Origin of the sequence: Chromobacterium sphagni (assembly GCF_001855555.1) — a bacterium.
GTDB lineage: Bacteria > Pseudomonadota > Gammaproteobacteria > Burkholderiales > Chromobacteriaceae > Chromobacterium > Chromobacterium sphagni.
Map to the genome: position 1 here is coordinate 109,659 of NZ_MKCT01000072.1, position 21,636 is coordinate 131,294.

A 21,636-nucleotide genomic window follows, 5' to 3' on the forward strand; every position below is an offset into this window, starting at 1 on the left:
GCGGCAAGGCGCGCGGCATGTCAATGATGATGGCATTTAATGTTTGCTGGCGCCACTGGCGCCGATGCCTGTCATCGCCCGCACGTATTGGGCGTCGAACTTGGCTTTTTCATCCGCCGCGGCCGGCGAGCCGTCCAGCACCGACACCAGCCAGGTGACGACGAAGGCCAGCGTCATCGAGAAGATGGCCGGATTCTTGTATGGGAAGACGGCGTGTTCGTGCTTCATCACTTCCACCCATACCGCCGGCCCCAACACGATCAGCGCGATGGCGGACACCAGGCCCACCAGGCCGCCGATCACCGCGCCGCGGGTGGTCAGGCCCTTCCAGAACATCGACAGGAACAGCACCGGGAAGTTGGCCGAGGCGGCGATGGAGAAGGCGAGGCCCACCATGAAGGCGATGTTCTGCTTCTCGAACGCCAGGCCCAGCACGATGGCGACCACGCCCAGCACCATAGTGGTGATCTTGGAGACGCGGATCTCGTCGGTCTCGTTGGCTTTGCCGTGCTTGATCACACTGGCGTAAAGGTCGTGGGACACCGCGCTGGCGCCGGACAGCGCCAGGCCGGACACCACCGCCAGGATGGTGGCGAAGGCCACCGCGGAGATGAAGCCGAGGAAGATGTTGCCACCCACCGCGTCGGCCAGATGAATGGCCGCCATATTGCTGCCGCCTATCAACTGGTGGACTTCCTTGCCGTCCTTCATCACGGTTTCCATCATCCCCGGCTGGTTCAGCACCAGCATGATGGCGCCGAAGCCGATGATGAAGGTGAGGATGTAGAAGTAGCCGATGAAGCCGGTGGCGTAGAACACCGATTTGCGGGCTTCCTTGGCGTCGGCCACGGTGAAGAAGCGCATCAGGATGTGCGGCAGGCCGGCGGTGCCGAACATCAGCGCCAGGCCCAGCGAGATGGAGTCTATCGGATCGGCCTTGCCCGGCGACATGATGGCGATGCCCTTGCTGTGCGCGGCGACGGCTTTTTCAAACATCAATTCTGGGTTGAAGCCGACAGTGGACAGCACCATCAGCGCCATGAAGGTGGCGCCGGCCAGCAGCAGCACGGCCTTGATGATCTGCACCCAGGTGGTGGCCAGCATGCCGCCGAACAGCACGTAGCACACCATCAACACGCCCACCAGCAGCACCGCCGAGCCATAGCTCATGCCGAACAACAGCTGAATCAGCTTGCCCGCGCCCACCATCTGGGCGATCAGGTACATCGCCACCACCACCAGCGTCGACAGCGCGGCGAAGCTGCGCACCGGGCCCTGCTGCAGCCGGTAGGACGCCACGTCGGCGAAGGTGTATTTGCCCAGGTTGCGCAGCCGCTCCGCCACCAGGAACAGGATGATGGGCCAGCCCACCAGGAAGCCCATCGAGTAGATCAGGCCATCGTAGCCCTTGTCGAACACCAGCGCGGAGATGCCCAGGAAGGACGCCGCCGACATGTAGTCGCCGGCGATGGCCAGGCCGTTCTGGAAACCGGTGATGCCGCCGCCGGCGGCGTAGAAGTCGCTGGCCGACTTGGTGCGGCGCGCCGCCCAGTAGGTGACGCCCAGCGTGAAGGCGACAAACAGGAAGAACATGATGATGGCGTGCCAGTTGGTGGCCTGCTGCTTGACGTCGCCTTCAATCGCGCCGGCCGCCGCCGCCAGCGTCGGCAGCAGCGCCGCCGTACAGGCGGCAAGGGTGAGTTTGCGTGGCTGCATTATCTGGACTCCTCGACGATCTGTTGGGTCAGCGGGTCGAACTCGCGGTTGGCGCGGCGCACGTAGATGCCGGTGAGCACGAAGGCGGACAGGATGATGCAGATGCCCACCGGGATGCCCACCGTCATGGTGGCGCCGGCGTACAGCGGCCTGCCCAGCAGCGACGGGTCGAAAGCCAGGACCAGAATGTAGCCGTAATAGATGGCCAGCATGACGATGGCCAGCGTCCAGCCCAGGCTGGTCTTCTTGTGGACCAGTTCCAGATACTTGGGATTGGACTGAATCTTCTTCAGTGTCTCCTCATTCATGACATCCTCCTTTTGTAGGTGTTGCGCTTGGTATGGCGCTGCAGAAAACATACGAGACAAAGTGGGATGGAATCTAATCGTATTTTTTGATGCGGCAAATTTGTCATGCCGATGATTGTCTTTAAAAATGTATTTAAATCAATGATATACGTTGGAATTTTTACTCGAAATCTGAGCATGCTTGCCGCTGGAAAGCCTTGCCGTAGCCATCCGGCATGACAAAAGCCTGGACGGGCTGCATCATGAGCGGTTGGCGGCGTTTGCGGGCGGGTAATGGAACAGGGCTTGTATGGCGAGCGGACGTTGGCGGAGGTGTATGACTTGTTCAACGGCTGGGGCGAGGACAACGATTACTACTTGGGCCTGCTGCCACGGCAGGGCAGGGTGCTGGATCTGGGCTGCGGCACCGGCCTATTGGCCGTGGAAATGGCGCGCAGCGCCGAGTTGACGGCGTTGGACCCCGCCGCGGCCATGCTGGCGATCGCCAGGCGACGCCCCGGCGCGGATCGGGTGCGCTGGCTGGAGGCCGACGCGCGGCGGTTTCGGCTGGATGGGCAATTTGAGTTGATCTGCTGCACCGGCCACGCCTTCCAGGTATTTCTGAGCGCAGAGGACAGGCGCGCGCTATGGCGCAGCATCAAACGCCATCTGGCGCCGGACGGCGTGTTCGCGTTTGAAACCGGCAATCCGCTGGCGCGGGCCTGGCCACAGCCTGTTGTCGGCGCAGGGCGGGTTGATAGACTATCGCAGCCATTTCCGTTTCCTGGATGAGGAGCGCGAACTGAGCGTGGACGCCAGGCTGCGATTTTGCGATTTGCCGACGCTGCGGGCCGAGTTGGAACTTGCCGGCTTGCGCGTCGCCGCGCTGCATGGCGACTGGCAAGCTGGCGAGTGGCGCGCGGATAGCCGCGAGATCATCCTGCAGCTTGGCCACGCTCAGGACGGCTTGCCGGCTTTGGGTTGAAAGCGGATGCAGGGCTGGCCGGATGCTTCCTGCACGTCCAGGCAGGGCGCGCGCTTGCTGGCAAAGCCCATCGCCCGGCAGCCATGGGGGAAGCTTGGCTTGTAGGTGACGAAGTAGTGCTGGCAACCCAGGCACAGCGGCGCGTTGCGCGGCTTGCGGGTGTCTTGCGGCATGGCGGAGGCTATAAAAGTGACAGTTCCGCCCAGCTTAGCAGCGGGCGGAACCGGTGTGGCGGCTACATGGTCAATTTGTTTTATGCGGCGACGGTCGCCGGGGCGGTTTCGAACAGCGCCTGCTCCGCCAGCCGGCGCTTGTGCAAGCCGGCCAGCACTTGGCCGCCAGCTTTGTCCCACAAGGGAAACTGCCCGGCGGCGCCGTTGTAGTCTTTGTTGTTCAGCAGGCGCAGCAGGGTGGAGCTTTTCAGATTGCCCAGCCCCAGGTTGTAGCTGAAGCTGACCAGCGCGTCGAACTGGTTCTGGTTGAGGGGCACGGTCACCAGTTGGCCCACGCCGGTTTCAAACCGGCCAAGGTCGGTGCGCAGCAATTGTTCCGCCTGATTCTGGCTGATGGTCAGGCCGGAGCGAACATCCGCTCCGGTATGGCCGTAGCCTATGGTCCAGACGCCTACTGAGTCTTGGTAGGCGGTGAGGCGGATGCCTTCAAATTGCTTGATCAGATTGATGCCGTTGTTGCTGGTTTGCATGGGAACTCCAGAGGGATGGCGGTTTGGGGGGCAGGGCATGGCATGGATGCATCAGGAAACACTGGTCTTTGGTATTGACTTAACTGGTCTTTGGGCCAGTTTTTATGGTTTTTGGTTTATGGCAATGCCGCTGTGCGCCTGTCAAGGGAATGCGCGCAGGTTTTCGCCAGTCTAGGGGTTAGTACGGATCATTGTTTATTAATCGGAAATAATAAATTCGTTTAAGCGGGCTATTTCGTGAAATGAAAACCGCTTACAGTGGCTGTCATCCGGTGGCCGTTGCGTCGGGACCTCGATCAGGTCGACCGCGGCCTGGAGTTGCCGGGCATTTGCCGATTTCGTCACGAGGCCGTTCATGTCACAAGCGCGTTACACCTCCACCGCCATCTTCCTGCACTGGCTGATGGCTCTAGGCCTGGTCTGTCTGTTCAGCGTCGGGTTCTACATGCATGGACTGCCGTTTTCGCCGTTCAAGCTGAAAATCTATTCCTGGCACAAGTGGTCGGGCGTCACCCTGTTTTTGCTGGTGGGGCTGCGGCTGGCCTGGCGTCTCACCCATCGCCCGCCGGCCCTGCCTGCCGCGATGGGCGGCGCGGTGCGCGCGATGGCCCATGCCGGCCACGCCATGTTGTATCTGTTGATGGTGGCCATTCCGCTATCCGGCTGGTTGATGAGCTCGGCCAAGGGGGTGCAGACCGTTTATTTCGGCGTGCTGCCGCTGCCGGACCTGCTCTCGCCGGACAAGGCGCTGGGCGACAGCTTGCAAAGCCTGCACACCGTGTTGAATTACCTGCTGGCGGTGGTGGTTGCCGGACACGTGGCCGCCGCGCTGAAGCATCATTTGATCGATAGGGACGACGTGCTGACGCGCATGCTGCCCTGGCGCGCAAAGTCCTGAATCCTTACCTGGAGAACCAAAACATGCAGATCAACCGTACCGCGCTGTTGCTGGCCGCCGCCTTGTCGGCGCCGCTGGCCGCCCATGCCGTAGAGTTCACCTCCATCCAGCAGGACAAGAGCAATATCGCCTTCGGCTACAAGCAGATGGGCGTGGGCATGCAGGGCCATTTCAAGAAGTTCAGCGCCCAGCTCAGCTTCGATCCGGCCAAGCCGGCCGCCGCCAAGGCCGCGTTCAATGTGGACATCGCCAGCATCGATACCGGTTCTGCCGAGGCCAACGACCAGGTGGCCGACAAGGATTGGTTCAACACCAAGCAATATCCGACCGCCCGCTTCGTGTCGTCCGCCATCCGTTCGCTGGGCGGCAACCGCTACCAGGTGGACGGCAAGCTGACCATCAAGGGCAAGACCCAGGCCGTCAGCACCACCGCCACCATGGCGCCCCAGGGCAACGCCGCCGTATTTGACGGCGCCTTCGTCATCAAGCGCGCCGACTTCGCCATCGGCGAGGGCGACTGGAAGGATTTCGGCACCGTAGCCAATGAAATCCAGATCAAGTTCCACCTGCTGGCCCGAGCCAAGTAAACGCCGTTCCACCCACAAGGAAAAATGCCATGAACAAACTGATCCGCCTCACCCTTGCCGCAGTCGCGGTTGCCGGTTTCAGCAGCGCCGCGCTGGCCGCGCCGGAAACCTACATCATCGACGGCACCCACACTTTCCCGCGCTTTTCCTACAGCCACCTGGGTTTTTCCACCCAGTTGAGCCGTTTCGACAAGACCAGCGGCAAGATCGTGCTGGACAAGGAAGCCAAGACCGGCTCGGTTGACGTCACCATCGACATGAAGTCGGTCGACACCGGCTACCCGGTATTCAACGGCCACATCCAGGGCGCCGACTTCTTCGACACAGCCAAGTATCCGACCGCCACCTTCAAGTCCACCAAGGTGTTGTTCGACGGCGACAAGCCGACCGCGGTGGAAGGCAACCTGACCATCAAGGGCGTGACCAAGCCTGTCACCCTGACCTTGTCCAGCTTCCTGCAGCAGCCGCATCCGATGCTGAAGAAGGACGCCATCGGCGCCAACGCCAGCACCAAGATCAAGCGCACCGAGTTCAACGCCGGCAAGTACGCTCCCTACGTCGGCGACGATGTCACCATCGACATCGCGGTGGAAGCCATCCACGAGTGATTCCCGTCCCGGACCCGCGCGGTCCGCAGGCGAAAACAGCCTCTGCCCATCACGGGCAGGGGCTGTTCTGTTTTCGGGCTAGTGGCCGAATTTCCACCACAACAGGGCGGCGATGGCGGTTGGAAGGCTGAAGATCAGCAGGAAGATCGGCAATTCCTCGCGCGTCGAATAGCCGGCCCGGCTGACGCCCACCCATAGATTGAGCGCGGCTCCAAGCAGCCACAGCGGAATGAAGATCAGCGCGCCGGCCGCCAGGTTGCCGGCCAGATGTCCCACCGCCAGACAGGCCGCCAGCAGGGCCATCCCCGCCAGCATCACCATCGCGGTATGCATGTCATTCTCCTTTACTGTTCGCCGGCCTGGCCGATGCGCAGCCGCGCGATCCTGCCGTCCTGACCGGTCTCGAAGCGGAAATCCGCGCAAAAATCGCTCCATTGCGCGGTATGGAAGGGGCCGCGCGGTTCTAGGCCGAGCAGTCGAGCGGAGCACCGCCTGGCATCGGCGTCGAAGGCTGCCAGCCAGGCATTCAGATCGCCATTCTGCAACGCTGCGATTGCCCGACGCGCGGCGGGTGTTTCAGTATTTGCAAATCCATGGCCATTGTCTCCTCGATTGTGGCGCAGACGGGTTTATCCGCCCGCGCCCAGATGTCCGCCAGCCCCGTGCGGCAGGAGCCCGCTGCATCGGGGGAGTGTATTGCGCATTTCCGTTTTGATAATCCTGGCTGGACTGGATTGACTATCCGGCTTTTGATAACAATTCGCTTTTTAATTCTTTTGGCATGTTAATTTTTAAATAATTAACCAAAATGAAAAACGCATGGCCCAGCCTGATCCGCTTTCCCACCCATCTCGCTAAGGATGTCCAATGAAAGCCTGGCGTTTTCTGCTGTGCGTGTCTCTGGCCCTGCCCGCGGCCAGCCATGCCGCCTATCCCGACGATCTGAAACTCACCACCTGGAACGCGATGCTGCTGCCGCAGGCCTTGTATCCCAACTATGGCCAGATGCGGCGGGTGGAATTGATGGCGGCGTCGCCCATCCTGCAGCACCAGGACGTGGTGGTGTTTCAGGAGCTGCAAGACAATGTTGCCTCGGAACATCTGTACCAGCGGCTGAAGCCGCGCTTTCCCTACCAGACGCCGGTGATCGGCCGCACCCAGCAGGGCTGGGACTCGACCGAAGGTTGGGACGCCATGAGGCCGGAAGATGGCGGCGTCGGCATTCTTAGCCGCTGGCCGATAGTGGAGCAGCGCCAGTACCTGTACCGCACGCCGGGTTGCAGCTGGGACGGTCAGGCGCTGAAGGGCTTCGCCTACGCCAAGATCAATGTGGGCGGCCAGTTCTACCACGTGATCGGCACCCACCTGCAGTCGGAGGACGGCGGCTGCCGCAACCATGCCGACATCGCGGTGCGCCAGGGCCAGCTGCGCGAGATGGCGGCCTGGATCCAGGCGCGCCAGCTGCCGCCGGAAGAGCCGGTGATCATCGCCGGCGACATGAACACCGACCGGCATAAAACCGCCGAATACCAGGCGCTGCTGAACATCCTGCAAGTGAACGAGCCGCGCTATGTCGGCATGCCGGACAGCTTCGATACCCGCAACAACGGCATTGCGCTGGAGCGCTACGGCGCGCGCAGCGGCGATGCGCCGGAATACATCGACTACATCCTGCTGCTGAAGGGGCACCGCCAGCCGGCGATGTGGCACAACCTGGCGCTGGACGCGCCGTCGCCGCAATGGACGGCGCAGTCGGCGGTAGCGAAGCAGACCTATGCCTACACCGATTTCAGCGACCACTATCCGGTCCAGGCCTTCGCCTGGGCCGACGCGGCCACGCCCACCCATTCATTGACCGCCCCTGCCGGAAGTTACCGCCAGATCAGCCTGCAAAACCTAGCCAACGGCCGCTACGTGCAAAGCGCCGACAGCAACGACGGCTGGTTGAAAACCCGCGCCGCTGCGGCGGGGCCACAGGCGCAATTCAACCTGTCCAATAATTTCTCGATGCGCGACAACGGCTGCGTGCGCTCCGGCGAGTACGTGCGGCTGGAGCGCGCCGACCGTCCGGGCTGGTTCTGGAACTGGTGGGGCACAGTGGGCGGCAACCAGTACGCCTATTACACCGCGCAAGGGCCGCTGAATCATTCGCCGGAACTCAGGCTGGTCAACCAGAGCCGACCGGACGGCTGCCTGCAGGATGGCGACGTGGTGTCGCTGAAGGACTGGGCGCGGGCGGCCGACTACTATCTCACCGCCTGGAGCGGCGGCGGCCATGCCGACCAGCTCTATCTCTGGCAGCCGTCAATCGGCGACGGCGAGCGCTTCCGCGTACGGATCGGCGGCGCGGGCCAGTACCTGGATTGGCAGTCGCAATTGGTCTACGCCAAGCGGCGTTGAGCGCAGGGGCCTGGCATGTCTCATTTTCCTGATGCTGGGCCTGATACTTAGAACAGGTTGTCTCATTTTGTCAGACAATATTCTTGAGGAATAATTTTCTTTAGACTATTGTCTCTCAATTCCATATGAATTTAATTTTCAATAATTACATTTAATTAGTATTTTTTGTTCAGGACTGGATAAGGCGCGCGGCCTGCCGCAAAGGAAAAACGATAGCGGAAAAGGCGCGGCTTTCATCCTGCAGGACTGGCGATTCCATAGCTTGACACTCCACCCACCTGATTTGAATCTTCCCGGCCGCTTGCGCGGTCCGGGCATGCAGATTGAATAGAGGGATTTCGTGATGAAGCATCGTTCGGATATTTGCATTGTCGGCGCGGGAATCAGCGGCTTGAGCTGTGCCACGCATTTGCTGGAATCATCGGCCTGCCGCGGCCTGTCCATCAGGATCTTCGACATGCAGGCTGAGGCCGGAGGACGCATCCGCTCGCGAAGTCTGGATGGCAAAGCGGCGATCGAACTGGGGGCCGGGCGCTATTCCCCGCAATTGCATCCGCATTTCCAGCGCATGATGCAAAGCTACAGCCAGAAGAGCGAAAGCTACCCCTTCACCCAGTTGAAATTCAAAAGCCATACCCAGCAGAAGCTGAAGAACGCGATGCGGGAGCTGTCCCCCCGTTTGAAAGAGCACGGTAAGGAATCTTTTCTCAATTTCGTCAGCCGCTATCAAGGCAAGGAATCCGCTGTCGGAATGATCAAGTCCATGGGCTACGACGCGTTGTTCCTGCCCAATATCTCGGCCGAGATGGCCTACGACATCGTCGGCAAGCATCCCGAAATCCAGAGCTTCACCGAAAACGACGGCAATCAATGGTTTTCCGCGGAGGAAGGCTTCAACGGCCTGATCGCGCAGATGAAGGACAAGGTGAAGGCCGGCGGCGCCAAGTTCAGCCTGGGATTCCGCCTGCTCTCGGTCAGCCGCGACGACGAAGGCTATTGCCTGAGCCTGGTGGGAGAGGACGGCTGGCAACTGACCCACCACGCCCGGCATTTGATCCTGGCCATTCCGCCGTCGGCGATGGCCACGCTCAACCTCAACTTCCCCGAGGAGTGGAGTCCGTCCCGCTACGGCTCTTTGCCCTTGTTCAAGGGTTTTCTGGCTTACGACGAAGCCTGGTGGAAGGACTACAGGTTGGAAGACCAGGTGCTGATCGTGGACAACCCGTTGCGCAAGGTTTACTTCAAGAGCGACAAATACGTTTTCTTCTACACCGACAGCGAAATGGCCGGCTATTGGCGCGCCCGCGTCGCCGATGGCGAGGAGGGGTATCTAGAACAGGTCCGCCACCACCTGGCGGACGCGTTGGGCATCGCCAAGGACAGGATTCCCCAGCCCAGCCAGCACATCCACAAATATTGGGCGCACGGCGTCGAATTTTGCCAGGACGCGGCTGCCGAGCACCCTGCGGCCTTGCTGCACCGGGACAACGGCATCATCGCCTGTTCCGACGCCTATACCGAGCATTGCGGCTGGATGGAGGGCGGACTGCTCAGCGCCAGGGAGGCCAGCGGCATCTTGCTGCAGCGGATCGCCGGATGAGTAGCGGGAGGGCTGTCCCAAGGCACTGAATCCATCCATCCGGGAGCAATATGAGCATTCTTGATTTTCCGCGTCTGCATTTCAGGGGATTCGCGCGCGTCAACGCGCCGACCGCCAACCGCAATGTCCAGGGCCATATCGATATGGCCAGCAATACGGTATTGATGGATGGCCGGCCATTCGATCTATCCCGGCCGCCTGCCGAGTTCCATCGGCATCTGCACCAATCCGGCCCCAGGTTCGACCGGGAAGGCAGGCCTGCCGACGATGGCGTGTTCAGCCTGGCCAGCGGCTACAACGCCTGCGGCAACAATCATTTCTCTTGGGAGAACGCGGTTGTCACCCATGTCCAGCCGACGGCCGGCGGCCATGATGAGCATGACGGCCTGGTCGGCGCCAGGCTGGCGCTGTGGGGGCACTACAACGAGTATCTGCGCACTACCTTCAACCGCGCGCGCTGGGTGGACAATGATCCCACCCGGCCGGACGCGACGCAGATCTATGCCGGACAATTGACCCTCTCCCCGCGCGGCGCGACCGCCCATGCGCCGCATCTGTTCACCGCCGATATCGCCCAGGCCCATGGCGCGCGCTGGGTGAGGGGCGGGCATGTCTGCGAGCGTTCCGGCCATTTTCTGGACGATGAATTCGCGCTGGCGCGGGTGTTCCAGTTTTCCCTGTCCAAGAAAGACCCGTATTTCCTGTTCAATCTGCAGGGGCTGGATTCGGCGGCGTTGCGGCAGATGCAGCAGGCGCTGGAGGACGAAGATGTGCTGGGGCTGACCGTCCAGTACGCGCTGTTCAATATGTCCACGCCGCCGCAGCCGGACTCGCCGGTGTTTCACGATTTGGTCGGGGTGGCGGGCCTGTGGCGCCGCAAGGAGCTGGCCAGCTATCCGGCCGGCCGCCTGCTGCAGTCGGCCGCGCCGGGGCTGGGGCCGCTGACGCTGAAAATCCACGCTGGCCAGGTTTCGCTCAATATGTGCACGGCTATTCCGTTCACCACCCGGGAAGAGGGGCCCGCGCCCGGCCGGCCTACCCACGCGCTGGGCGGCAAGCTCCCCCTGGGCGACCTGCTGCTGAAGGACCGCGCGGGGACAGTCGTGGCCAGGGTGCCGCAGGCGCTGTATCTGGACTACTGGCGCAATCACGGCATTCTGGATGTGCCTTTGCTTGGCGCGCCGTCGGGCTCGCTGGCGCTGGAGAGCGCCATGGCGCGCTGGGAGGAAGTGGACTGGGTATCGCAGTCCGATGCCAACAATTTGTATCTGGAAGCGCCCGACCGCGCCCGCCAGCGCTTCTTTCCCGAACGTATCACGGTCAAGAGCTATTACCGCGGCGAGCACCGGCCGCGGCCCGCGATTCCTTTTCAGATTACCGGCGGCGGCCAGGCCTCCGTGGAGACGCGGCAGCGCGACGGCGACATGGAGTGGCTGGTGACCGGACAGCAGCCGGGCATCGCCCGCATCGTGCTGGACCACGGCGCGCAGACCATCAATCTGCGCGTCCTGCCGGACGACTGGCAGCTGGACGAGGTGCCGGCGGAGCAGGTGGATTACGCCTTCCTGTACCGGAATGTGATGGCGTACTACGAACTGATCTATCCCTTCATGTCAGACAAGGTGTTCAGCCTGGCCGACCGTTGCAAGTGCGATACCTATGCCCGGCTGATGTGGCAGATGTGCGATCCGCAAAACCGCGACAAAAGCTATTACATGCCAAGCACCCGGGAGCTGTCCCGGCCCAAGGCCGGACTGTTTCTGAAATACCTGGCCAATGTGGAGGGCGCCACCCGCTTGCTGGCGCCGGCGCCGCAGCAGCCGGCTCGCATCGAGAACAAGGCGCAGTTGGTGGCGGCGCTGAAAAAGGCGGTGGATCTGGAACTGTCCATCATGCTGCAGTACGTCTACGCCGCCTATTCCATTCCCAATTACGCGCAGGGGCAGGATATGGTGCAGGCCGGCCAGTGGAGCCAGGCGCAGTTGGAGCTGGCCTGCGGCGGCGGCGAGCGGCGGCGCGACAGCGGCATCCGCGGCGCGATACTGGAAGTGGCGCACGAGGAGATGATCCACTACCTGCTGGTGAACAATCTGCTGATGGCGCTGGGCGAGCCTTTCCATCCCGGAGAGGCTCTGTTCGGCCAGCAGGCGCAGCAGGCCTTCGGACTGGACACCGAGCTGTCCTTCGAACCGTTTTCCGAATATGTGCTGGCGCGCTTCATCAAGCTGGAATGGCCGGGCTTCATCCCGGCGCCGGCCAAGTCCATCTCCGCTTTCTACGCGTCGATTCTGCAGGCGTTGGAGGAGTTGCCCGGCCTGTTCGGCGATGCCGGCGGCAAGCAGGGCGGCGAGCACCATCTGTTTCTCAATGAACTGACCAACCGCGCGTTTCCCGCTTATCAGCTGGAGGTGTCCGACCGCGACAGCGCGCTGTTCGCCATCCGTTTCGTCACCGAACAGGGGGAGGGCGGCGCGGTGGACTCGCCGCATTTCGAGCATTCGCACTTCCAGCGCCTGCGCAGCCTTGCCGGCCGGCTGATGGCGCAGCCGGTGCCTTTCGAGCCGGCCTTGCCGGTATTGAAAAACCCAGTGCTGGAGGCGGTGGCGGGAGGCAATCTGGTGACGGACGCCAGGGCCCGCGCAGTGATGAAGCTGTATCAGAGTGGCTACGAACTGATGCAGGCGATGATGGCGCAGCATTTCGCGGTGAGGCCGTTGGGTAGCCTCAGGCGTTCCCGGTTGATGAACGCGGCGATAGACATGATGACCGGCCTGTTGCGTCCGCTGTCCACGGCATTGATGAACATGCCGTCCGGTGTTCCGGGCAGGAACGCCGCGCCGCCGGTTCCGCGGTCTTTCGAATGCCGGGTGTTTGACGATTACAGCCTGGGTTGCCAGATGCTGGCCAAGCGCTGTCGGGCGCTGATCGACTACACGGCCGGCCTGGAGGCGGACTGGGTGGCGGTTCCGCAGCGCGAACTGCTGGACTTCTATTATCAGCACTTGATGGATTTGGCTTGTGGAAAGCTTACAAGAGAGGCCTGAAATGCAGAAAGCGATAATTGTGGGAGGGGGCTTGGCGGGCGGTTTGACCGCCATCTACCTGGCGCGCAGAGGATATGAGGTGCACGTGGTGGAGAAGAGGGGCGATCCATTGCAGGATCTGTCCTCCTATGTGGACGTGGTCAGCTCGCGCGCGATAGGCGTCAGCATGACGGTGCGGGGAATCAAGGCGGTGCTGGCCGCCGGCATTCCGCGCGCGGAACTGGACCAGTGCGGCGAGCCGATTGTCGGCATGGCCTTTTCAGTGGGGGGCAAGTTCCGCATCCGCGAGCTGAAGCCGCTGGAGGATCTGTATCCGCTGTCGCTGAACCGCGCCGCTTTCCAGCGGCTGCTGAACCGGCACGCCAACCAGAACGGCGTCCGCTACCATTTCGAGCACAAGTGCCTGGATGTCGATCTGGACGGAAAGTCGGTGCTGATCCAGGGCAAGGACGGCGATCTGCAGCGTTTGAACGGCGACATGATCATAGGCGCCGATGGCGCGCACTCGGCGGTGCGGCAGGCGATGCAGAGCGGCATGCGCCGCTTCGCGTTCCAGCAGACCTTTTTCCGCCACGGCTACAAGACGCTGGTGTTGCCCGATGCGCAGGCTCTGGGCTACCGCAAGGACCTGCTGTATTTCTTCGGCATGGATTCCGGCGGTCTGTTCGCCGGCCGCGCGGCCACCATTCCGGACGGCAGCGTTAGCATCGCGGTCTGCCTGCCGTATACCGGCAGCCCCAGCCTGGCCACCCAGGACCGCCAGGTGATGAAGGCGTTTTTCCAGCGCTACTTCGGCAGCCTGTCCGACGTGGTGCGGGAGGAAATGCTGGAGCAGTTCCTGACCAAGCCCAGCAACGATCTGATCAACGTCCGCTCCAGCACCTTCAACTACAAGGGCAATGTGCTGCTGCTGGGCGACGCCGCGCACGCCACCGCGCCCTTCCTGGGGCAGGGCATGAATATGGCGCTGGAAGACGCCCACGCCTTCGTCACCCTGCTGGATCAGCATGGCCACGATCTGGAACTGGCCTTCGAGGCGTTCACCGTGCAGCGTAAGGTGCAGGCCGATGCGATGCAGGACATGGCGCGCGCCAACTACGACGTGCTCAGCTGTTCCAATCCCATCTTCTTTCTGCGTGCCCGCTACACCCGCTACATGCACCAGAAATTTCCCGAGTTCTATCCGCCGGACATGGCGCAGAAGCTGTATTTCACCTCCGAGCCGTACGACAAATTGCAAAGCATCCAGAAGAAACAGAACGTCTGGTACAAATTGGGAAGGGTCAACTGATGAAGAAAATACTGGTTATCGGCGCCGGACCGGCGGGTTTGATGTTCGCCAGCCAATTGAAGCTGGCGAAGCCTGACTGGCGGATCAGCATCGTGGAAAAGAACGATCCGCAAGAGGTGGCGGGCTGGGGCGTGGTGCTGCCAGGCAAACCGGGCCAGCATCCGGCCAATCCGCTGTCCTATCTGGAGCGGCCGGAAACGCTGGACCCGCAGTTTGTGGAAGATTTCAAGCTGGTCCACCATAACGAGCCCAACCTGATGAGCACCGGCGTGCTGCTGTGCGGCGTGGAGCGGCGCGGCCTGGTGCAGGCGCTGCGCGCCCGCTGCCAGTCGCTGGGCATAGACATCCGCTATGAATCGCCGCTGCTGTCAGAGGAGCAGCTGCCGCTGGACGACTACGACCTGATCGTGGCGGCCAACGGCATCAATCACAAGACCTCGCACTTCACCGAGGCGCTGGCGCCGCAGCTGGCATACGGCAGCAACAAGTACATCTGGTACGGCACCAGCCAGCTGTTCGACCAGATGAATCTGGTGTTCCGCACTCACGGCAAGGATATCTTCATCGCCCACGCCTACAAGTACTCCAGCCGGATGAGCACCTTCGTGGTGGAGTGCAGCGAGGAAACCTTTGCCCGCGCGCGGCTGGGGGAGATGTCCGAGGAGGCGGCGGCGGAATACATCGCCGGCGTATTCAAGGCCGAGTTGAATGGCCACGGCCTGGTGGCGCAGCCGGGTCTGGGTTGGCGCAACTTCATGACGCTGAGCCACGACCGGTCCTACGACGGCAAGCTGGTGCTGATCGGCGACGCGCTGCAGTCCGGTCATTTCTCCATCGGCCACGGTACCACCATGGCGGTGGTGGTGGCGCAACTGCTGGTGAAAGCGCTGTGTGCCGAATCCAGTGTGGCCGCGGCGCTGGCCAGCTTCGACGCGCGCGCGATGCCGCTGGTGAAGCTTTTCAGCGAGCACGCCAACAGCAGCCGCGACTGGTTCGAAACCGTGGACGGCCGCATGCATCTGAGCAATGCCGAGTTCATGCAGAGCTTCGACGCCCGCCGCAAGGCGTTGCCGCCGCTGCCGGAGGCGTTGGCGCGCAATCTCGGCTACGCGCTCGACCGCTGAGGACGCCGCCATGACGCAGATCCCGCCGTCCGCGCTGCCGCTGCTGCCGCAGCAATGGAGCAGCGCCTACGTATCCTACTGGTCGCCGATGCAGCCGGAGGACCAGCTCAGCTCCGGCTACTGCTGGTTTGATTACCGCCGCAATATCTGCCGCATCGACGGCCTGTTCAATCCCTGGTCGGAGGAGGACACCGGCTACCGGCTGTGGATGTCGGAAACCGGCAACGCCGCCAGCGGCCGCACCCGCAAGCAGAAAGTGGCCTATGGACGCGAGGCGATGGCGTTCGGCACGGTGCTGTGCGATATCCCGCTGGATGACGAGGCCGGGCCATTTCCACAGTTGTTCCTGCCACGCGACGTGTTGCTGACGCACGATGCGCAATATGTCGGTCGGCACATGGTGTTGGGACAGGAGGCCGACGCCTGGACATATCAAAGGCCGGACAAGGGGCCGTCCACGCTGTATTTTCAGGCGGGCACCGGCCTGCTGTTGCGGATGGTCACCGGCGACGACAGGCAGCATGCCTCGGTGCGGGATTTTCCCAATTTGAGCACCGCGGAGATCCCGGCCGGGATTTTTGCCGCCAACGATGGCTGAGGACTGAGCGCCAGCCGGGTGGCGCAAGGGATGGCGCAAGTTCGCGCCATCCCTTTTTCATTCTGGCCGGCCATGACGGCATCCGCTGCCGCATGTGTCGGATGTCGCCGCTGTCCAGCACGGTTGCGCCTCCCGCGCGTAGTGATGTGCGCGCTTGGCGCTTGCTCAGCGTGGCGATGGAAACATGCGGCCAGACGACTTCGTCGAATACCAGCAGCACGGTCTGGGTGTATTGCAGCTGCAGGAATGAGCTGCCGTCCGGGCGTTGCATGGTTTCAATTCAGAAGATAGCGTCCATTTCGACGGCGTTGGCGTTTTGCAAGACAAAGGTAATGTTGGCGATGCCGCCTGCGTTTCGGGTGCTGACCGGCAGGTTGGTGGTGTTGACCACGTTCAGCTCCAGTTGCTGCTGGTGCTTGAGCGTTTCCACCAGCGCCCGCCATGCTGAAGCCGGCTGGAAACTTGCCGTTCACCCGCGTGGGCAGGGGGCTGACTGGCTCGATATTGGGCGTTCGGCTTTCACAGGAGCTAGCGCCTTGGGCCAGCAATGAGTCGCCGTGCGGGATGGTGGATTGGCGCACGATGGTGGGCGGGGCTTTGGGGTCGCTGGTGGCGGACACGTTCAGTCAGATGCCGGGTTCGATGTGTATGCCTTCGTCAGTGGCGGCGTCGCTGACCTGTTGCAGGTAGGCGAGGCCGAAGATGTTGATGTCGTTTTGCCTCGAGCCGCGGTTGGTAACCGGGCCGCCTATGGGGTGAAGGTCGGCGTTTGCTTGGTGGCGTTGACGATCAGGCGGAAGATCTGCTTGTTCTGGTGGTCGGGCACCGCAATCATATTGTAACCGTGGCTCACCCAGGCACCGGCCAGCTCGGCCAGCGGCCCTAGGTGTTCTTGAGTTTGTTTGATCGGCGCGGCTGCGCGTTGCAACAGGTTCATCTTTATCTTCCAGGAAGGTGTCGAAGCAATGCTGTATTTTTCTTGGCATGAAAGTCGGCCGATACCGGCAGGTGTTGTTCTGGATGCGACATATATGCCATTTATGTATTTTTGCTTGCCATTATCGCTCATTTGGAATAAATCGTCTGTGCTGGTTATAGATGGGCGGGAAATGATGTCAAGCGCGGGTGGGTGGTAGAGAACGGCAGGTTGTTGGGCCGCCGAGCGGGGAGGGTCGTACCATCCGCTTGGCAGAGGGCGGGCAACCGGCAGTGTTGCCGGGGCGAACCGGAGGGAGTGGACTTGCCTAGGTTAGCAGCCTGATTTTTGAAAAATACATTTAAAAACAGTTATTTATGTCAGTTGTTTGGTGTTACTGGCGGGGATTGTCAGGGATAAGATAAGAAGGCGCCATAACCAGGCGCCGTTTTTTTCGCAAGCTAAAGGAGAGCCAAATGCAAACCAGCATGCAAGAGGCGGTGGTGGTGGTCAAACCCCGCAACCCGCGTCCGGTCCTGGTGCCGGTTCACCTGTAAGCCGGTGCGGCCGGGGGGCCGTTTAGGACCTTATCCCCCTGGCCTATCGGATGCCGCGCCGCCGGCCCAACCGGCGGTCGGCAGCTCTGGGGAGAAGATGACGTGATCTATCATCCGGAAGCGCGCTATTGTCTGAACGGCGCGGTGATCTCGAAGTCGCCGCTGGTGGTGAAGACCGCTGGCGACGAGGAGCTGGAAATCTCCGCCGGACAGGCTAGCGCGGCGGAAGTGGCGGAGCTGGTGTCGCGGCTGGTCCAAGGCTGCAGCCAGGCGGAGGTGCAGGACGCGTTGCCGCGCCAGTCGGCGGACAGCATCCGGCATCTGCTGGCCAGCCTGGAGGATTACGGCGTGATCCGGTCGGTTGCCCCCGCCGCCGGCAAGACCGGCATGGAAACCCTGCTGGAAATCGAGGACCTGTCCAACCATCTGCTGTACCAGACCTTGTACCGCAATGCGTTCTGGGTGAACTGCCAGAATGCCAGCCAACCCGGCGATATCCCGGAAAAAGTGTTTCATGGCATGGTGATAGAAAACTACCATTTCCTGTTCCGCGAAAGCTATTTCGACGCGCCGGTGCTGTCCTACGTGCCCAATACCAGAGTAAGGCTGGCGATGAACGCCTTCTTCGCCGAGGAGTACGGCCACGACGAACTCTTGCTGCAGGCGCTGAACCGCATCGGCATCAGCCGGGAAGACCTGGCGCGCGCCGTGCCGCTGCCGCAGACCATGGCGTTGTGCAACGCGCTGGCCTACTGGTCGCACAACGACCCGCTGTTCTTCTTCACCACGCTGGGCATCCTGGAGGGCAAGGATATCCGCCAGGACTCCTTCCTCGACGCCGCTTACCGTCTGGGGTTGGACCCTGCCTTCCTGCGGCCGGTCAAGGCGCATTCCGACATCAACCTCAAGGGCGAGCACGGCAGTCTCACCCGGCAGATCTTCTCGCAGATCGATGTGGTGGACCTGAAGACGGTGCGCCGCATGCACGCGCAGACCCATCTGTTTGTCGAGCTGTACGACGCTTTCTACAGCGCGGTGTGGCGGCACTACTCCGGCGACGGGCCGCTGCTGCGCCGCATCGAAGATTACTGAGCGAGGACGGAAGCCATGCATGCTCCCGGTGTCCACGACTTGTTCCACTGTCCGGCCTTGCGCGCCGGGGTGGAAATCCAGGAGCAGGAAGACGGTATCGCGCTGCTGTACCGCGACCAGTCCTGCGACCTGTCCGTAGCGGACGAGGGCCGGCGCGAGCTGTTGGCGCTGCTCGACGATCTGCAGCGCGCGCCGGCCAGCCTGCCGGAGCTGAGCGCCTCCCATCCTGCCATGGCCGCCAGCCTGCCTGGGCTGCTGGAGGAACTGGACCGGCTGGGCCTGGTGACCGAGGGGCGGTTCGAGCTGCCGGCCGACGCCATCTCCGGCCTGGAGTTCAACTCCCGCCTGCGCAACCTGGCCCAGCGCACCATGCGCAAGCGCAGCCGCTCGCGGCTGTACGGCATGCTGGCCGACGGCGCCGCGCCGCGCAACGTGCTGATCGGCTACGCGCTGGAATACTACTGCCTGGTGCGCGCCGCGCCGGGCTTGATCGCCTCCGCGCTGTCGCATGCCGACAGCCGGCAGAACCAGCGCTCGCTGCAGCGTTTCCTGATGTCCGAGCTGGACCACGACCAGATGCTGGCGGAAAGCCTGGCCAGCGTGGACATGGAGGTGGCCGGCCTCGACTACATGCAACCGCTGCCTTCCACTTTCGCGTTGTGTTCGGCGCTGGGGGTGTTCGCCCGCCAGCACCTGCTGTCGTTCAAGAGCGTGCTGTTCCTGTTCGAGATGCCCGGCGATCAGTTCAACCAGGCGCTGGTGCGCTGCTGCGAGAGCGCAGGTCTGTCCAAGCCGTTCTGGGAGCCGTTGCTGCGCCACGCCCACATCAATGACACGCTGGGGCACGACGACATCACCGGCGAGCTGCTGGAGGACATCTCGGCCATCGGCCGCGAGGAGCAACTGGTGGTGGAGAAGAACCTGGTGCTGACCATCGAGACCATGGCGCTGCAGGACGAGGAGATCATCGACTACTACAGCCGCGACGACGCCGCGATACCGCGCCTGTACCTGTAGAAAACCGAGGAGGCGGGACATGGAAGCCTGGCAGATCAGTCACTACCGCATGCCGCATCTGGTGCCGTTCAGCGCGCATCTGGCCGAGGATGGCCAGACCGTGGTGCTGGCCGCCGATGCCAGCGAGTACGAGATCAATTTCACCGGGGTGGACGGCGGCCGCGTGCTGGACAGCGTGCTGGCGATGGCCAATCCCGGCGCTGAGATCTGGTTCGACATCCACCAAGGCTCGGCCCAGCCCTGGCAGCTGTCGCTGGCGCGGCAACTGGACGAGTTGTCGTTGATCCGCGACGCGCCGGCCGACCATTCCGCGCTGGAGCGGCGGCGCCTGGAGCTGGAAGCGCTGGCGCAGCGCTGTGTGGAGCGGCTGCTGGAGGCCACCGCGGCGCACCGCAGCCTCTACGCGCCTGTGACGCTGATCATGCTGAACTTGCTGGACGAGCCACCGCCGCAGGCGGACGCCTTCGCGGTGGACGGCATCGGCGAGCCGGAGTGGAGCGACAATTTCGCGCTGCAAACCTTCTATCTGCAAAAACTGTATCTGGCTGACAATATGCCGCAGATGATCGGGCTGTGGCGGCGGGTGTTGAACGGCTTTGCCGATGCGTCGGGCCTTGCCGGCCGCAGAGTCGCCCGGCTGCCGCAGGCGGACAGGCCGGACAGCATGGGATTTTATTGCCCGGCGCATATCGAGGCTTACCTGTTGTGTCTGGTGGATCTGCTGCTGCTGGCGCCGCTGCCGCAGGCGCGACGCCGGTTGTCGGGTCGGCTGGCAGTGACCGATCCGGACAGCGGCGTCAATTTCATGCGCCGCGCCGAGCAGTTCGCGCTGGAGAGCCTGTCGCAACTGGGCGAGTCCCGCTACGTGCAGCGGGTGAACGCAGATGGCGCCAGCTTCAGTCCGCTGGTGCAGGGACTGTTTGTCGAGCAGTATCACGTCACCCAGCGTTTCGTCGAGATCATCGCGCCGCTGATGACCAAGCGTCTGCGCACGCCGCTCAAGCAGCGGGTGTACCGCTATTTTCAGGAGGAACTGGGCCACGAGGCGTTTGAGCGGGCCACCTGCGAGGCGCTGGGCGTGCCGTCGTCGTGGCTGGATCAGGCGTTGCCGCTGCCCTTGTTCCAGGCCTATGTCGATGCCTTTACCGTGCTGGGCCGCTACGATCCGATAGGCTATCTCAGCTCCATCATGGTGACCGAGGGCATGCCGGGCATGGACAATCCGGTCCACCAGCGGCTGGAGTCGCTGGTGGAGGACCGCGCCGATTACCAGCGCGTGGCCAAGCGCCACGACGATCTCAATCTGGAACTGAACCACGCCGCCTTGTCGCGGTTGTTCTTCCGCGAGATATCGGTGCTGTCGCCGCAAACCCAGCGCTGGGCGCTGGGCAATCTGGCCTATCTGCTGGAGCTGAACCTGCGGGCGATGGATCAGGTGGCCGACTTCTACGGCGCGCAAACCCGGTTGACCATGTGCTCGCTGGACAGCTACGTGGCGCTGCATGACCGGGATTGACGCTTACGAGGCCTGCGTCAATCCGGCCTGGCTGGAGGTTTTGCGCCAGTGCGGGCTGGACGCGCAGTCGCTGGCCGCCGATGGTTGCTGGCTGTGCCTGGACGATGGCCGCCGCCTGCTGGACTTTGTCGCCGGCTACGGCGCGGCGGCGATCGGCCATAACCCGCCCGAGCTGTTGACGCGGCTGGCGCAAGACCTGCGGGATCCTGCGCCCAATCTGCATCCGCTGGGCTGGTCCGAAGCCGCCGGTGCTCTGGCGGAGCCCTTGCTGGGGCTGGCGGGCCTGCCGGGCGGCAAGGCCTTGTTCGCCAGCAGCGGCGCGGAGGCGGTGGAGGGCGCGCTCAAACTGGCGCGGATGGCCGGCGGCCGCGCGCGGGCGATCGGCTTTGACGGTGGATTCCATGGTCTGACGCTGGCCGCCACCCAGCTGGCCGGCAGTGGCTTCTGGCGCCAGGGCCTGCCGGCGGACGCTGATTGTCTTCGGCTGCCGTGGGGCGACTTGGTCGCTCTGGAGGGGGCGCTCGCGGCGAACGACGTGGCGGCGGTATTGTTGGAACCGGTGCAGGGCACCGCCGGCGCGCGCGCCTGGAGCGGCGATGCCTTGCACCGGCTGGCGGCATTGTGCCGCCAGCATGGCGCCTGGTTGATCTATGACGAAGTGCAGTCCGGCTTGGGGCGTTGCGGCGCCTGGTTCGCT

At 62.8% G+C, this 21,636-nt stretch carries 23 protein-coding genes; 15 read left to right on the plus strand and 8 right to left on the minus strand.

The genetic code is table 11. The annotated features are described in order from the left end of the window. Positions 1-36: 36 nt before the first annotated feature. Positions 37-1,716 carry a cation acetate symporter gene (locus BI344_RS20420; RefSeq protein ID WP_071114631.1) on the minus strand — a complete coding sequence of 560 codons (1,680 nt, stop codon included), beginning with the start codon at positions 1,714-1,716 and terminating at the stop codon, positions 37-39. After that, the gene (locus tag BI344_RS20425; protein WP_071114632.1) at positions 1,716-2,024 is read right to left on the minus strand and encodes a DUF485 domain-containing protein; all 309 of its coding nucleotides are present in this window, start codon (positions 2,022-2,024) and stop codon (positions 1,716-1,718) included. Before BI344_RS20425 ends, BI344_RS20420 begins: the two co-directional genes overlap by 1 nt. 273 nt (positions 2,025-2,297) lie before the next feature. On the opposite strand from BI344_RS20425, the gene BI344_RS20430 reads away from it, so the two are divergent. Both BI344_RS20430 and BI344_RS20435 read left to right on the plus strand, forming a co-directional pair. Then, positions 2,298-2,795 (plus strand): class I SAM-dependent methyltransferase, encoded by a 498-nt coding sequence (locus BI344_RS20430; protein ID WP_071114633.1) that lies wholly within the window; start codon positions 2,298-2,300, stop codon positions 2,793-2,795. Beyond that, positions 2,758-2,988, plus strand: a complete 231-nt coding sequence (locus BI344_RS20435) for a hypothetical protein (RefSeq protein WP_071114634.1) — start codon at positions 2,758-2,760, stop codon at positions 2,986-2,988. The genes BI344_RS20430 and BI344_RS20435 overlap by 38 nt, the downstream gene beginning before the upstream one ends. Here BI344_RS20435 and BI344_RS20440 read toward each other — a convergent pair. After that, complete coding sequence (locus BI344_RS20440) at positions 2,961-3,161, minus strand: hypothetical protein (RefSeq protein WP_071114635.1); 201 nt, start codon at positions 3,159-3,161, stop codon at positions 2,961-2,963. The two genes, BI344_RS20435 and BI344_RS20440, sit on opposite strands and share 28 nt — an antisense overlap. An 80-nt stretch (positions 3,162-3,241) precedes the next feature. After that, on the minus strand, positions 3,242-3,691 hold the full coding sequence (locus tag BI344_RS20445) for a lysozyme (protein WP_071114636.1): 450 nt from the start codon (positions 3,689-3,691) through the stop codon (positions 3,242-3,244). 355 nt (positions 3,692-4,046) lie between these two features. Between BI344_RS20445 and BI344_RS20450 the strand changes: the two genes are divergently transcribed. From BI344_RS20450 to BI344_RS20460, 3 genes are read left to right on the plus strand one after another with little or no spacing between them, the layout of a single operon-like run. Then, positions 4,047-4,589, plus strand: coding sequence for a cytochrome b (locus BI344_RS20450; RefSeq protein WP_071114637.1), 543 nt, complete (start codon positions 4,047-4,049; stop codon positions 4,587-4,589). Between the two features lie 23 nt (positions 4,590-4,612). Next, the gene (locus BI344_RS20455; protein WP_071114638.1) at positions 4,613-5,176 is read left to right on the plus strand and encodes a YceI family protein; all 564 of its coding nucleotides are present in this window, start codon (positions 4,613-4,615) and stop codon (positions 5,174-5,176) included. Positions 5,177-5,205: 29 nt separating this feature from the next. Continuing rightward, positions 5,206-5,784, plus strand: a complete 579-nt coding sequence (locus BI344_RS20460) for a YceI family protein (RefSeq protein WP_071114639.1) — start codon at positions 5,206-5,208, stop codon at positions 5,782-5,784. Positions 5,785-5,862: 78 nt separating this feature from the next. Here the strand turns inward: BI344_RS20460 and BI344_RS20465 are convergent, their stop codons facing one another. Both BI344_RS20465 and BI344_RS20470 read right to left on the minus strand, forming a co-directional pair. Beyond that, positions 5,863-6,117: a hypothetical protein gene (locus BI344_RS20465; protein WP_071114640.1), complete on the minus strand. Its 255-nt coding sequence runs from the start codon at positions 6,115-6,117 to the stop codon at positions 5,863-5,865. An 11-nt stretch (positions 6,118-6,128) separates the two neighbouring features. Beyond that, the gene (locus tag BI344_RS20470) at positions 6,129-6,329 is read right to left on the minus strand and encodes a hypothetical protein (RefSeq protein ID WP_071114641.1); all 201 of its coding nucleotides are present in this window, start codon (positions 6,327-6,329) and stop codon (positions 6,129-6,131) included. Between the two features lie 322 nt (positions 6,330-6,651). Between BI344_RS20470 and sph the strand changes: the two genes are divergently transcribed. The 6 genes from sph to vioE all read left to right on the plus strand — a co-directional run bounded on the left by sph (position 6,652) and on the right by vioE (position 15,841). After that, the gene (sph, locus tag BI344_RS20475; protein WP_071114642.1) at positions 6,652-8,184 is read left to right on the plus strand and encodes a sphingomyelin phosphodiesterase; all 1,533 of its coding nucleotides are present in this window, start codon (positions 6,652-6,654) and stop codon (positions 8,182-8,184) included. Positions 8,185-8,527: 343 nt separating this feature from the next. Further along, positions 8,528-9,784, plus strand: coding sequence for a flavin-dependent violacein biosynthesis tryptophan-2 monooxygenase VioA (gene vioA, locus BI344_RS20485; protein WP_071114644.1), 1,257 nt, complete (start codon positions 8,528-8,530; stop codon positions 9,782-9,784). 50 nt (positions 9,785-9,834) lie between these two features. After that, positions 9,835-12,828, plus strand: a complete 2,994-nt coding sequence (gene vioB, locus BI344_RS20490; RefSeq protein WP_071114645.1) for an iminophenyl-pyruvate dimer synthase VioB — start codon at positions 9,835-9,837, stop codon at positions 12,826-12,828. Between the two features lies 1 nt (position 12,829). Further along, on the plus strand, positions 12,830-14,119 hold the full coding sequence (gene vioC, locus BI344_RS20495) for an NADP-dependent violacein biosynthesis oxygenase VioC (RefSeq protein WP_071114646.1): 1,290 nt from the start codon (positions 12,830-12,832) through the stop codon (positions 14,117-14,119). Beyond that, entirely contained in the window at positions 14,119-15,243 is a 1,125-nt protein-coding gene (vioD, locus tag BI344_RS20500; protein WP_071114647.1) for a flavin-dependent violacein biosynthesis monooxygenase VioD, read from the plus strand. The genes vioC and vioD overlap by 1 nt, the downstream gene beginning before the upstream one ends. Before the next feature lie 10 nt (positions 15,244-15,253). Next, positions 15,254-15,841, plus strand: coding sequence for a violacein biosynthesis enzyme VioE (gene vioE, locus BI344_RS20505; RefSeq protein ID WP_071114648.1), 588 nt, complete (start codon positions 15,254-15,256; stop codon positions 15,839-15,841). A 280-nt stretch (positions 15,842-16,121) separates the two neighbouring features. Here the strand turns inward: vioE and BI344_RS24490 are convergent, their stop codons facing one another. Together BI344_RS24490 and BI344_RS24160 are read right to left on the minus strand one after the other, a co-directional pair. Next, positions 16,122-16,271 carry a hypothetical protein gene (locus tag BI344_RS24490; RefSeq protein WP_158020750.1) on the minus strand — a complete coding sequence of 50 codons (150 nt, stop codon included), beginning with the start codon at positions 16,269-16,271 and terminating at the stop codon, positions 16,122-16,124. A gap of 318 nt (positions 16,272-16,589) precedes the next feature. Further along, entirely contained in the window at positions 16,590-16,910 is a 321-nt protein-coding gene (locus tag BI344_RS24160; protein ID WP_139167090.1) for a hypothetical protein, read from the minus strand. A gap of 506 nt (positions 16,911-17,416) precedes the next feature. Here BI344_RS24160 and BI344_RS20515 point away from each other — a divergent pair. The 4 genes from BI344_RS20515 to BI344_RS20530 form a co-directional block, all read left to right on the plus strand. Continuing rightward, positions 17,417-18,406 (plus strand): iron-containing redox enzyme family protein, encoded by a 990-nt coding sequence (locus BI344_RS20515; RefSeq protein ID WP_206600447.1) that lies wholly within the window; start codon positions 17,417-17,419, stop codon positions 18,404-18,406. Between the two features lie 15 nt (positions 18,407-18,421). After that, positions 18,422-19,423, plus strand: a complete 1,002-nt coding sequence (locus tag BI344_RS20520) for a hypothetical protein (protein WP_071114651.1) — start codon at positions 18,422-18,424, stop codon at positions 19,421-19,423. A 19-nt stretch (positions 19,424-19,442) separates the two neighbouring features. Then, positions 19,443-20,939: a hypothetical protein gene (locus BI344_RS20525; protein ID WP_071114652.1), complete on the plus strand. Its 1,497-nt coding sequence runs from the start codon at positions 19,443-19,445 to the stop codon at positions 20,937-20,939. Then, a partial coding sequence (locus BI344_RS20530; RefSeq protein WP_139167091.1) for an aminotransferase class III-fold pyridoxal phosphate-dependent enzyme occupies positions 20,926-21,636 on the plus strand: 711 nt, incomplete at its 3' end. The genes BI344_RS20525 and BI344_RS20530, both read left to right, overlap by 14 nt.

What these genes read in the sequence shown, in the direction of transcription:
- BI344_RS20460 (WP_071114639.1), top strand. Translation starts at nt 5,206, where the DNA reads ATGAACAAACTGATCCGCCTCACCCTTGCCGCAGTCGCGGTTGCCGGT.
- BI344_RS20425 (WP_071114632.1), bottom strand. Translation starts at nt 2,024, where the DNA reads ATGAATGAGGAGACACTGAAGAAGATTCAGTCCAATCCCAAGTATCTG.
- BI344_RS20420 (WP_071114631.1), bottom strand. Translation starts at nt 1,716, where the DNA reads ATGCAGCCACGCAAACTCACCCTTGCCGCCTGTACGGCGGCGCTGCTG.
- vioC (WP_071114646.1), top strand. Translation starts at nt 12,830, where the DNA reads ATGCAGAAAGCGATAATTGTGGGAGGGGGCTTGGCGGGCGGTTTGACC.
- BI344_RS20455 (WP_071114638.1), top strand. Translation starts at nt 4,613, where the DNA reads ATGCAGATCAACCGTACCGCGCTGTTGCTGGCCGCCGCCTTGTCGGCG.
- BI344_RS20445 (WP_071114636.1), bottom strand. Translation starts at nt 3,691, where the DNA reads ATGCAAACCAGCAACAACGGCATCAATCTGATCAAGCAATTTGAAGGC.
- vioA (WP_071114644.1), top strand. Translation starts at nt 8,528, where the DNA reads ATGAAGCATCGTTCGGATATTTGCATTGTCGGCGCGGGAATCAGCGGC.
- BI344_RS20430 (WP_071114633.1), top strand. Translation starts at nt 2,298, where the DNA reads ATGGAACAGGGCTTGTATGGCGAGCGGACGTTGGCGGAGGTGTATGAC.
- vioE (WP_071114648.1), top strand. Translation starts at nt 15,254, where the DNA reads ATGACGCAGATCCCGCCGTCCGCGCTGCCGCTGCTGCCGCAGCAATGG.
- sph (WP_071114642.1), top strand. Translation starts at nt 6,652, where the DNA reads ATGAAAGCCTGGCGTTTTCTGCTGTGCGTGTCTCTGGCCCTGCCCGCG.
- BI344_RS20440 (WP_071114635.1), bottom strand. Translation starts at nt 3,161, where the DNA reads ATGCCGCAAGACACCCGCAAGCCGCGCAACGCGCCGCTGTGCCTGGGT.
- BI344_RS20465 (WP_071114640.1), bottom strand. Translation starts at nt 6,117, where the DNA reads ATGCATACCGCGATGGTGATGCTGGCGGGGATGGCCCTGCTGGCGGCC.
- BI344_RS24160 (WP_139167090.1), bottom strand. Translation starts at nt 16,910, where the DNA reads ATGAGCGATAATGGCAAGCAAAAATACATAAATGGCATATATGTCGCA.
- BI344_RS20525 (WP_071114652.1), top strand. Translation starts at nt 19,443, where the DNA reads ATGGAAGCCTGGCAGATCAGTCACTACCGCATGCCGCATCTGGTGCCG.
- vioD (WP_071114647.1), top strand. Translation starts at nt 14,119, where the DNA reads ATGAAGAAAATACTGGTTATCGGCGCCGGACCGGCGGGTTTGATGTTC.
- vioB (WP_071114645.1), top strand. Translation starts at nt 9,835, where the DNA reads ATGAGCATTCTTGATTTTCCGCGTCTGCATTTCAGGGGATTCGCGCGC.
- BI344_RS20450 (WP_071114637.1), top strand. Translation starts at nt 4,047, where the DNA reads ATGTCACAAGCGCGTTACACCTCCACCGCCATCTTCCTGCACTGGCTG.
- BI344_RS20520 (WP_071114651.1), top strand. Translation starts at nt 18,422, where the DNA reads ATGCATGCTCCCGGTGTCCACGACTTGTTCCACTGTCCGGCCTTGCGC.